Raw genomic sequence first — 11,682 nt, 5'->3', positions numbered from 1 at the left:
TCTGTTTGGTTTTAGTAACGATTCTTGTAAATGTAGAAATATCAAGGCATGTGAAGTGACTTAAGGTTGGACATTATGAATATATTGTCCAAGTGTAGGAGGGGGCTAATGGATACCACAATAAAATATTTTACTCAGGATGAATTAAGTAGGTTATTTAATGCAATAAAAAACTCTGGTGATAGGCATGCACTCCGCAATTTATGTATTTTTAGAGTAGCATATCGATGCGGACTTAGAGCCTCAGAAATCAGGCTATTAAAATTGGAATACTACAATAAATCCAAAGGAGAGTTATACTGTAAGCGGCTGAAAAGTAGTTGGAATAATACCATTGCCTTAGATAAACAAACTGTTAAAATTCTAAATCAATACATTAAAGAATATGGAGTTAAAGAAGAATCAGAGGTACTTTTTAAGAGCCAGGAGCAAAATCCAATCTCCAGGAAAATGCTGGACTACTTAATGAAGCGATACTGCCAAATGGCGAAAATCAAAGATGAAAACAAATGGCATTTTCACTGTTTGAAACATTCTACTGCAGTGCATCTAGCAGAATCAGACTTGGATATAAAAGAAGTTCAATTTTGGCTAGGACATAAATCTGTTAACTCTACTTTGTGCTATTTTCAATTTACTACCAAACAGCAAAAAATTATGCTTGAGAAATTAGAAAAACACAGTATGCTTGTATAGAGATACAAGCACAAATAGGCCATTGTGTATTTCGTTTTGAAAAGATACATAATGACATTGATTTGTGTATATTAATTTGAGTTTAACACGTGTTAAAGGTTATTATTTGGTTATTAGATGACAGTTTGTAGTTGCGGTTATTTTGGAAAAGGGATTAGTTTTCCCTATGATATATACAGCCTATATAAGCGCTACCCTCCTCCATCTTCGTGAAAATATGCTTCTGCAGTAAATATTGAGGTCAATTCCACAGGTTTTATATAATTATTTTTTCGTAGTGCATTACACATTTTTAAAAGGGCTATTAGTAAAAATATTTTAAAAAGGGAAAATTGGGTGTTTGATTTAGTTGGTTCTTCAAAATTAGTAAAATCAATCTTTTTGTTTACTTTATCTGGAAGGAATACAGGGTTAATATTCCTTCCTTTTAATATTCTTAGATAATTGCTTTGTGTTTTTTTAGGATATTTTGCATTAATATAATCTTCAGGTTTTTCGTTGAAATCGGTGATGAATTCTATTAAGTTTCTAGCCTTTACTTTACCGAATTCTTTTTTTATTTTACTTAAGGTTTCTTTTTTATATAAAAAAGGATTGTTAAGACCCGAGTTTTTTATAACCTCTAGGAGCATGTTTTGGCAGAAATCTTTTCTCAGAACATCTTTTACCTTCCTGTTATTTTTAAAGTAATACTTTAAGGAACGCTTTTTGACTTGATATTCAAACCTTATGATATTTTCTATATTATTTATTGATAAATCCTCAATTGATACTGTGGAAGGCCTATTATTTGCCCGAAATTTAATTTCATCTGATTTACTATAAATATTAATTGAACGGCTTCCGTTTCTAGCCTGTACTCCCATAGTATACTTATGTTTTTCCATTCTAGGGTAGTTTAATTTCTTAAGACACTCCAGGTAAGTGATTTTATCCTTTACATTATCCGTATAAAAATGGGTTAAAGGATGTATTTCACTGCAGGTCCAGTCTTCAAATGGAACTATGCTGCTACTTGAGGGGAAAAGCCTTTTAATTCTATGATTTACCAACTTAATAATTAGACCAGCATTGTCCAAATCAAATACTTTAGCGTTTGTACCGTAATAAAATTTTAGAATACTGAATTTTATCAACAGTATTCCATGAGGGAAGTACCAAAATAGGAGATGCTTATCCTTCTTAAAATAAGAAACAGTACCATCCTTTCTATTTACCCATTTCCTCCAACCATTTTTTATAAGGTAATTTATATTAATATTGGTATATGTGTATGCTCGGATTGTGTCTACGGATACCATGTGTGTTCACCTCCTTCCCCTAAATCCTTTTAGAGATTTGGAGGTAATTTTACACAGCATCAACATAGATTCAAATTTTTAGGTGAAATATTTTTATATTTATGGGCATTAACATTGACTTCTTGCAAAACGGAAGATTTATTGTGTTATAGCGTGTTATTCAAAGAAAACAATAGAAAAACATACATAATTATTATATTTAAAGGAATTTATTCAAATATCGTTGAAATTAGACATTAGTAATGATATTATCGATTTATAAGTTAATGTCTTTTCGATGAATCAAAGATATGTTTTAGAGGTAATTGGAGAGATATTAGATAAGGTAAAATACCAATGATATATAATATCGATTTTTTTATTATAGTTACTTTTAATAGATTACAAAGACAATGAAGAATAGGGTGAACATAACAATAATGATAAAAATATATACAGATGGTTCTTTTAAGAAGAACAAAGCAGGAATTAGTTTTTTAATAATTATTGATGACAGAAATAAAATACTTGGATATACAAATCTAAAGTGTAAAAAAAATATACAAGCAGAATTGCAGGCTGTAATACATGCACTGCAGTATTTATTAAATATTAGCATGAGTCTTGAAAATCAAAAAATAGAGATTATAACAGATGAAATATCTATTGTAGATGTTTTCAGCAGCCAAAAGTATAAGATATGGGATGCTTGTCAGTGGAAAAAAGAAAATGGCGGGGCTGTAATAAAATGTGCCGAGGAATGGTTTATATTGTCTTGTCTAGTTAAAAAGATTGGGGATATGACAATACGCTTTTATAAAACATCTAAAAGGGATAGTCAAAATAAAGTGGTTCATGACTATGCAAACTATGCTAGAAAACTGCAATTCTGCAAGAAGAACAATATACATATAATGGAAGCGGAAAATGATGGAGATTTTGTATTCAAAGAGATAGTCAACACTTCTGAAAATATAGAAGTAAAAGAAATGCTTAGTATGAAAAGACCGTGGAAAAGTAATAAGAATAAAGCAGATTTTAAGTGGTACATAGAAGGACAGCATGAGATAGTATATATCGACACCCACGACATAATTATTACGGAAGAAATTCATTTAAATTGCAATAGTTTATGTTTCGGAACATTATTTCGTACTGCAGCAGAGTTTCATGAGATTTCATATCCTATTGCAGTAAAGCCATTGGAATATGGTAAATATGCTCTGGTAGTAGGGATAACACGTCTAATTACAGCAAAGTTATTTGATATTCCGAGGGTACCTTGCGTAATAACAGATTTTTCAAATGAAGAATTTCTTAAGAAGAACTTAGTAAATATGAGGAATAATAATAAATAGATAAAAAAGGTTATTTTAATAAAACAAGCCGATTTTAGAAATGCTTCTCTTAATAGAAAAATAGAAAAGAAAAATAAATTAGAAATAGACTTAATTAATATCTACAGTATAGAGAAACCGTTTTAAAACACTACACATGATGAAGAAACGATTTTAATTAATATAATTCTCTTTAGAAATAATTTTTCTAATAATAATTCTTTTCAAGTCAGTATCTATTGAAAAAGACTGTAGGAAAGAATAGAAAATTTAAGATAATTAAACTGTTACCTTTTGATAAAGATTTATTATAGAAATTGTAAATGAATACAAGAGGTAATATAATAACAGAGTAACCTAAGTAAAATGGAGGATGTAACTTTGAAATGTAAGAGGGATTTGAGAAAACTGACTGAAAACAATAAGAAAGAGGCAGGGCGTTCTATTAATAGTTTAAAAACAAAAGAACAGAAAGAAATAGAAGCCCTCATGGATAGTGTCATATATGAAAACAAAGAGGCTCTTAATGAGTTGGTAAAATAAGATTCTGGATGACATAAAAAAGTCTATATTTTTTGTTTTATTTTCAAAATGGGTAAGACAACTTTTATCTTTTCATAAATTCCTATAAAAATTGCTGAAAAATTTAAAAATGTTTAAAATTCTCTTACCCATTGTCAACTAGTAATATAATTTTTATGATATTTTACTATATCGATAGGGAGAGAATATGAAACTTAAAATTATTAGTACAGAAAAGATAAAAGATAAATACGTTAAGGATGCTATACAGGAATATACTAAGCGTTTAAGTGCATACTGCAAAGTAGAATACGTAGAAGCGAAAAATCCGACCAAAGAAATAACCGATAAATCATATGTAATTAAAATCGATAAAGATGGTGAGCAACTGTCTTCTGAACAATTAGCGGGGAAAGTTGCACAGATAGGTGTAAGTGGTAATAGCAATATTACTATATTTATAGGTGTGGATAATATCGAAGCAGACTATGTATTATCAATCTCTCGGATGGATATTGATATTAATATATTATTGATTGTTATTTATGAACAAATTTACAGGGCTTACCGTATTATTAACAATGCACCTTACCACAAATAGAATAACGCAAAATAAGCGCCAAAAGTATTAATCACATAGCATAATAGGTGCCTAAAAGCGCTATAATAGAAATCTTACTACGTGCTAAATAAATACTGTTTCAACATGATTTAAAGGGGGATTAATATATGTCAAAGTTTGAGGAATTACTTGTGAACAAAGGTTTATATGACAGTATTGATGTTTCTATTGAAGACTTAGATGAATTAGAAAAGGTGCTCTCTAACAACGGTTATTATGACTATAATATTGATTGTTTTTGCATTAAGTGCAATGAAAAGCGTATTTTTAAAGAGGTTAGAAAGCAAACATATGAAGAAAGAGGATTTGGTATAAGAATTGATTATTCAGAAGGTCGTGGAAAAACTCCTAAGAAAGAAGTACGATTTCAAGAGTATTTAAACAAAAGGTATTGTTTATTTTTTCAATGTACTAGAGATAACGAACATTCAATTTTGTTTGATTTACTGGTTACCAATGATAAGATGATTAAAATTGGGCAATATCCATCTTTTGCTGATATTTCAATTAGAGAAAACATGAAATATAAATCTGTTCTTGGTGAAAAATTCGTGGAATATAAAAAGTCTTTAGGACTTTTTTCTCATGGGATAGGGATTGGTTCTTTTGTATATCTTCGCAGAATTATAGAAAATCTAGTTCTTGAGAAATATAGTAAAGTAAAAGATATGCTAGAAATATCATCTGAGGATTTTATGCACAGCGATTTCAAAGAAAAAATAGAAATTTTAAAAGATTATTTACCCAAAGTGCTTGTTGAAAATAAAAACTTATATAGTATAGTTAGTAAAGGTATACATGAATTAAGCGAAGAAGAATGTATCTATATGTATCCGTACCTTAAAATTGGTATAGAGTTAATATTGGATGATATTATTGCTGAAAAAGAACGTGCTGAAAAAGAAAAGTTATTTGCTCAATTTGTTGCAAATAAAACAGGTGAATTAAGAAAAAATATATAAAATTTTTGAGTTCTATCATAAGTGATTTTAGCCTGAAACTGTTTCTTGGGAGGCAAATATGAGAATTGAAAAAGATAATATTGTAATTAGAAGTGCTACTGTTGATGATGCTATTCAATTAAATAAGTGGTGGAATGACGGAAAGGTCATGGAACATGCGGGATTTCCAAATGGACTAGGGGAGTCTTTAGAAGATACTATTGAAAATATTCAAAGCAAGAATGACGAATTAAGGCAACTTTGTATTATAGAAATTGATGGTAAGGCTGTAGGTGAATTAAGTTACAGGATTAAAGGAGATACAGCATATCCTGGATGGAAAATATGCGATTTGAATTACCAGAACAAGGGATATGGTCCTAAAATTATTAAGATGCTGTTTAAATTTCTTTTTACAGATGAAATCATTAACTCTAAATGTCCAATAGAAAGGATTGCTTGGGATACTATGCTTGAAAACAAAAGGGCTCAATATGTTTACGAAAATAAGATTGGGGCTTGAAGAATTGGAGTAAGAAAAGACTGTTTGAAGGACCAGACTGGTAAGTTGAGGACTGCCGTTGATTATGAAATTAGTAGGGAAGACTTCTTTAATGATAAATAATTAAAGATTTGCAAGAAGTTAATTTCATATTATTGTGAATAAAGAATTAGGTTCTATGTGCTAAAGTTTAATGTTTTATTGAAAATCATTGTATTTTGAATAGAGTCATGTATTCGGTAATACACGGTGAACCTTATCACAAATAAGCATAAAGCTTTATAATTATAGACATGAATTGATAGCTATAGAAAGCAGGGGCAAAAGTGAATCATTGCGAAGATATTATAGAATACATAAAAAGAATCAAAGAAAACCTGTATAACGATATATATCATTCTGGGGAAGATTTAGGAAGGGACTTTAGCAAAATTAATGAACTGACCGGCATAAAAACAAATACTATGGAATATGAAAATTTAAATGAGGCATTTGCCGTTCAGGAATTCCTTATTGATGAAGTATGCAAGATACATGAGAGTGAAAATGATTTGGTCAATGAAAAGCTTTTGAGCAAAAGTATAAATATAAAAGAATTAAATGAGCATCTTAACGACGGTAAAAGGGCATTTAAGATATATTCATTTAATGAGAGCGGGTATGATTATTTTTTAATAGGAGACATACATTCAGATACTGTAAGCTTGAAAAGAATACTTCAAATTTGTGATTTTTTTAGTAACGTTGTTGAAAAGAAAAAGGAACGCCTTATTTTCTTAGGTGATTATGTAGACAGAGGCAAAGCACACATTAAAACATTGGAGTATATATTAGCCCTAAAATTTATTTTCCCGGATCATGTATATTTGCTAAGGGGCAACCATGATGATGGGGTTTTGATGGGAGATAGAATCAAATTATGCGTTGGAAAACCGGATGATGAAAGAGATGAAGACTATTTCCTTTTATATCTGGACAATATTTTGAAGAATGATGATGAACTAAGGCTTCGCATCATAAATTCATATTTAAACTTCTTTAATAGTTTATGCAATATTGCATTTATAAATAATCAAACGGTGAGCTTGATGGCTGTACATGGAGGTATTCCCAGGCCCAGAAAAAATGATTTGAAATATTACAGCTATATCCATAGCATATCTGATCTTACAAATGCCCAGATAATAGATACCATGAATAAAACCATATGCAATAATATGCTCTGGAGTGATCCTTGCAATGGTGAAGAGGACCTTAGAGAAAGCTCCGGAAGATTTAGATTTACAGCAGAACATTTCGATGAATTCCAAAGCGATATAAAATTTGATCTATTGATACGCGGGCATGAAGCAGAAGAGGAAGGATATAAAAATTTCTTTGACGATAGATTGATTACAATTTTCTCAAGCGGCGCTATTTTAGAAAATAATATAAATATCAACGATGAAACAGCTTATGAGGATGTTACTCCAAAAATTATTAAGTTTTCTAAAAGCGGTCAGGTTTCTTTATTAGGCCTGAGCGGCTGATCTTCATACCGGCGTTAGATGCGCTGCGTTTAAAGTTTTTCATTTATCTTTATGGACAAATGAAAAGAATGTTTACGCGTTTCCTTCATATAGTTTATAGGAATCAACTGATATGGAGGAACGCTTTATGGAAAATAGAGAAGGGAAAATTATAATAGGTATCATCATAACTATGGCAATTTTTATGCTGATGGATGTAGCCCAGTCCGGTTATGATGAAAGCAAGGCAGCGGTAGGGCAAGAAGAGCTGCTGATAAAACAAGCGAATGACTTAGAAGATACTGAGTATTATCACATGGAGCAAAAGATAAAGGTGGATGAAAGTACGGCCGGAGATATAGATGCCCAAGAAAACACTTCGGAGGAAGATATCCCTCAAGAGGCAATGATCGACATAGACAAAATCGATCAAAACTTATTGGATAAATTAAAGCATGAAGTGGCGAATGAAAAGGAAATAATCAATGATTTTATGAGAGCAAACAAAATCATTATGGATAAAGCTGAAAATTATTCGGCTGTAAAGGGAGTCACATGCTTCAGAGGAAATCATCATCGTGATTCTGCCGGCTATGGCGATGCGGATATTAAGGAAAAGAAACTGGAGATCAAATGGGAAATCCCCACCGGGGCAATCGATGGCTGGACAGGGGTAGGGTGGAATGGACAGCCCGCAATAGTTGAATGGCCTGATGAATTGCGAGGCAGCATGAATATAAGGGAAGAAAAGAGGAACAAAGAAGGCTTGCGGGAGGTAATCTATGCGGCATTAGATGGGGAAGTCTATTTTCTTGACCTTGAGGATGGAAGTCCTACTCGTGAGAAGATCCATATTCCCGGACCTGTAAAAGGAAGCCTTACCGTAGATCCTCGGGGAATACCATTATTGTATGTAGGGCAAGGCATCAATACTGTTCACGGGAAAAAGGTAGAGATGGGATATCGGATATATAGCTTGATAGACCAAAAGAAACTGTTTTTTCTCAATGGATCAGATCCATTTGCAAATAGAGGGTGGCCGGCTTTCGATTCAACTGCACTGATAGATGAAAAAACCGGTACTTTGCTGTTGGCAGGAGAGAATGGAATCTTTTATACAATAAAGTTAAATGCAGATTATAACAGAATTGAAAATACCATCACTATAGATCCGAAGGTAATAAAATATAAATACCGCATATCAGGAAATCACTATCAAGGAATAGAAAACTCTGTGGCGGTGTATAAGAACCTGGCATACTTTGCGGATAATGGGGGCTGGCTGCAATGCATAGATTTAAACACATTAAGGCCCGTATGGATAAAAGATGTCACTGATGATACTGACAGTACCATCGTGATCGAAGAAGAGGCGGAAGACCAGGCTGCACTCTATACAGCCTGTGAAGTGGATAAGCAAGGTGCCAAAGGGATGAGCCATATACGAAAGGTCGATGCCCTCTCCGGCCAGTTGATCTGGGAGAAGCCTTATGAATGCTATTCTGAACTGGGAGACAGCCCTATCAATGGAGGAGCTTTAGCCACTCCGGTCATAGGGAAAAATTCTTTAAAGCAAATGGTAATATATAATCTTGCCCGATGCGGGGGATTCAGCAAGGGCCTGCTGATTGCTCTTGATAAAAGCTCAGGCGAAGAGATATGGCGGCTGGAATTGCCTGATTATTCATGGAGCTCTCCTGTAGATATATATACCAAGGAGGGTGCCGGATATATTATCCTATGTGATTCTGCTGGAAAGATGTACTTAATAGATGGGCTAACAGGACGAGTATTAGATAATATAGACTTAGGCGCCAATGTAGAAGGCTCTCCCGCAGTCTTTGAAAATATAGCTGTTGTGGGGACAAGAAGGCAAAAGATATTTGGAATAATAATTCGCTGATATTTCGTTATTTTAATACAATGCCTATGATAATTTGTTCTATTAAAAGAAAAACTAAGGTGCAAAGGAAATAAGAAAAGGTGATACGATGATAAGGGAAAATGAAATAAAAGAAACTGGATGGAACCTGGATAATAGCTATGCCAGGCTGCCGAAATCTTTTTTTACTAGTCTCAAGCCAACCCCTGTACCTTTACCTAAGCTGATTATCTTGAATTATCCACTGGCATCATCATTGGGATTAAATGTTTCGGTGCTTAAAAGCAGTGACGGCATAGAGATGCTTGCTGGTAACCAGATTCCCCAAGGTGCTCTGCCCCTTGCTCAAGCATACGCAGGGCACCAGTTCGGACATTTTACCATGCTAGGGGACGGCAGGGCTCTGCTGCTTGGTGAGCAGATTACGCCTTTAGGTGAGCGTTTTGATATTCAGCTTAAGGGTTCGGGCAAGACACCATATTCGCGGGGGGGAGATGGCAGAGCAGCCCTTGGACCCATGCTGCGCGAATATATAATAAGCGAAGCAATGTATGGCCTTGGCATTCCTACCACTCGGAGCCTAGCGGTGATATCCACCGGTGAATCAATAATACGTGAAACCGTACAGCCTGGCGCAGTTCTAACACGCGTGGCTGCTAGTCATCTGCGGGTCGGTACCTTTCAATATGTTTCAAAATGGGGGACTGCTGAGGAACTCAGGGTTCTGGCTGATTACACACTGCAAAGACATTTCCCGAATGTAGTCCTTGATGATAACCGCTATCTTTTCTTGCTTGAGGAAATTATAAAGCGGCAGGCTTTGCTTATTGCCAAATGGCAGTTAGTTGGATTTATTCACGGAGTAATGAATACAGATAATATGAGCCTTAGTGGTGAAACCATTGATTATGGTCCTTGCGCCTTTATGGATGTCTACGATCCGGAAACCGTATTCAGTTCTATTGATACCTATGGGCGCTATGCCTACGGCAATCAGCCCGGCATTGCTATGTGGAATCTTGCCCGTTTTGCTGAAACTTTATTGCCACTGCTGCATCACAACAAGGAACAGGCTGCCAAAATGGCCCAGGAGGAGATTACGAATTTTACCGGGTTATATCACAATAATTGGCTGGCGGGAATGAGAGCAAAACTGGGAATATTTAACGCAGAACCAGAGGATGAATCCCTTATTGAAGACCTTCTCAATATGATGCATCGGTATGATGCTGATTACACTAATACCTTCCGCGCATTAACTTTAGATAAACTGAGGAATATAGTTCTGTTTGATACTGAAGAATTTGCTGAATGGTATAAGCTGTGGCAGGGCAGATTAAGCAGGCAGCAGGAACCAAAAGCCTCTTCCAATCAGCTTATGATGAGATCCAACCCTTCAATAATCCCTCGCAATCACCGAGTGGAGGAAGCTCTTGAAGCCGCATGGAAACAAGGAGATTACAGTGTCATGGAACGATTTCTTAACGTACTTTCAAACCCATACGATTACTCTGCTGAACAGGAGTATTACACTGCACTTCCCGCGCCGTCGTCTTGTCCCTACCGAACTTTTTGCGGTACTTAAATATAAGCAAAGCAAATAGCTATAGAGATAGAAAAGACAGTGCATAGAATTTGTTAATGCATGACAAAGTTTCAGCAGCTAATGGCAAGCTTGGCTTTTAATTACCAAGAACAGCAAGTACTCAGACAAAGGCTATATACACTTATAGAAGAGGCCGAACATAAGAGCTTATCATAAAAACCTTCTGCTTTCGCTGATGTAATGGTGAGCTGTACCATAAGTAACAGAGGTCTGCTATAATGGATAGATAATATATGAAAATAAAGCATGCAGGGAGAATAACATGAGCACAAGCTTATTCCATGGGCTGGAAGGCCAGAATATCTATTTTAAACCCTTGAATACAGATGATGCAAAAGTGATACACAGCTATGCTTCAGATGAGAATGTCAAACGTTTTATTAGCTGGCCGTTAATGAAAACTTTGGAGGAAACCCATAATTATATTGAAGAAATGTTGAGGCGTGAGACAGCTGGAACACATTTATATGCATCTGTTGTGATTAAATCAACCCAAGAAATTATAGGAACAGCAATGATATTTGGTTTTGACATGAAGCGAAACATGCAGAAATCGGCTATGTTTTTCATAGTAAACACTGGGGCAAAGGTTATGGTACAGAAACTGTCGCTCTGATGAACGATTTTGAGTTAGAAGGACAATTAAAAGACTATTATTTTATAGATAATACATTTTATGATTTGATGCTGTTTGGTAAATTCCGAACCGTGTAATTCACAGAATAATAGTAACTTAAAATATTTTTATTTAATCAGGAATGCTGTATATGGTATTCCTGATTTTTA

The 11,682-nt window shown here is 34.2% G+C and carries 10 protein-coding genes and 1 pseudogene; 10 read left to right on the top strand and 1 reads right to left on the bottom strand.

The window, feature by feature from the left end:
* The first annotated feature begins 108 nt into the window (after nt 1-108).
* The gene (locus tag LJD61_RS17885; protein WP_023062712.1) at nt 109-696 is read left to right on the top strand and encodes a tyrosine-type recombinase/integrase; all 588 of its coding nucleotides are present in this window, start codon (nt 109-111) and stop codon (nt 694-696) included.
* A 191-nt stretch (nt 697-887) separates the two neighbouring features.
* On the opposite strand, the gene LJD61_RS17880 is transcribed toward LJD61_RS17885, so the two are convergent.
* Nucleotides 888-1,997 carry a hypothetical protein gene (locus LJD61_RS17880; protein WP_255228921.1) on the bottom strand — a complete coding sequence of 370 codons (1,110 nt, stop codon included), beginning with the start codon at nt 1,995-1,997 and terminating at the stop codon, nt 888-890.
* 419 nt (nt 1,998-2,416) lie between these two features.
* Between LJD61_RS17880 and LJD61_RS17875 the strand changes: the two genes are divergently transcribed.
* The 9 genes and pseudogenes from LJD61_RS17875 (at nt 2,417) to LJD61_RS17835 (ending at nt 11,610) form a co-directional block, all read left to right on the top strand.
* On the top strand, nt 2,417-3,334 hold the full coding sequence (locus LJD61_RS17875) for a ribonuclease HI (RefSeq protein WP_255228920.1): 918 nt from the start codon (nt 2,417-2,419) through the stop codon (nt 3,332-3,334).
* A 360-nt stretch (nt 3,335-3,694) separates the two neighbouring features.
* A complete protein-coding gene (locus tag LJD61_RS17870; RefSeq protein WP_213996919.1) occupies nt 3,695-3,856 on the top strand; it encodes a hypothetical protein in 162 nt (53 codons plus the stop codon).
* A 187-nt stretch (nt 3,857-4,043) separates the two neighbouring features.
* Nucleotides 4,044-4,436, top strand: a complete 393-nt coding sequence (locus tag LJD61_RS17865; protein WP_255228919.1) for a 23S rRNA (pseudouridine(1915)-N(3))-methyltransferase RlmH — start codon at nt 4,044-4,046, stop codon at nt 4,434-4,436.
* 128 nt (nt 4,437-4,564) lie between these two features.
* Nucleotides 4,565-5,419, top strand: coding sequence for a hypothetical protein (locus LJD61_RS17860; RefSeq protein ID WP_213996922.1), 855 nt, complete (start codon nt 4,565-4,567; stop codon nt 5,417-5,419).
* 58 nt (nt 5,420-5,477) lie between these two features.
* Entirely contained in the window at nt 5,478-5,921 is a 444-nt protein-coding gene (locus LJD61_RS17855) for a GNAT family N-acetyltransferase (protein ID WP_255228918.1), read from the top strand.
* 305 nt (nt 5,922-6,226) lie between these two features.
* Complete coding sequence (locus LJD61_RS17850; RefSeq protein WP_255228917.1) at nt 6,227-7,429, top strand: metallophosphoesterase family protein; 1,203 nt, start codon at nt 6,227-6,229, stop codon at nt 7,427-7,429.
* A 127-nt stretch (nt 7,430-7,556) separates the two neighbouring features.
* Nucleotides 7,557-9,311 (top strand): outer membrane protein assembly factor BamB family protein, encoded by a 1,755-nt coding sequence (locus tag LJD61_RS17845; protein ID WP_255228916.1) that lies wholly within the window; start codon nt 7,557-7,559, stop codon nt 9,309-9,311.
* 88 nt (nt 9,312-9,399) lie between these two features.
* On the top strand, nt 9,400-10,875 hold the full coding sequence (locus LJD61_RS17840; protein ID WP_255228915.1) for a protein adenylyltransferase SelO: 1,476 nt from the start codon (nt 9,400-9,402) through the stop codon (nt 10,873-10,875).
* 283 nt (nt 10,876-11,158) lie between these two features.
* Nucleotides 11,159-11,610: pseudogene (locus LJD61_RS17835) on the top strand (GNAT family N-acetyltransferase).
* Nucleotides 11,611-11,682 lie beyond the last annotated feature (72 nt).

The sequence above is a fragment of the Lutispora saccharofermentans genome (genome assembly GCF_024363565.1).
GTDB classification, from domain to species: domain Bacteria; phylum Bacillota; class Clostridia; order Lutisporales; family Lutisporaceae; genus Lutispora; species Lutispora saccharofermentans.
Note: the sequence above shows the minus strand (reverse complement) of the source record. Positions and strands in the feature narration are given on the sequence as shown.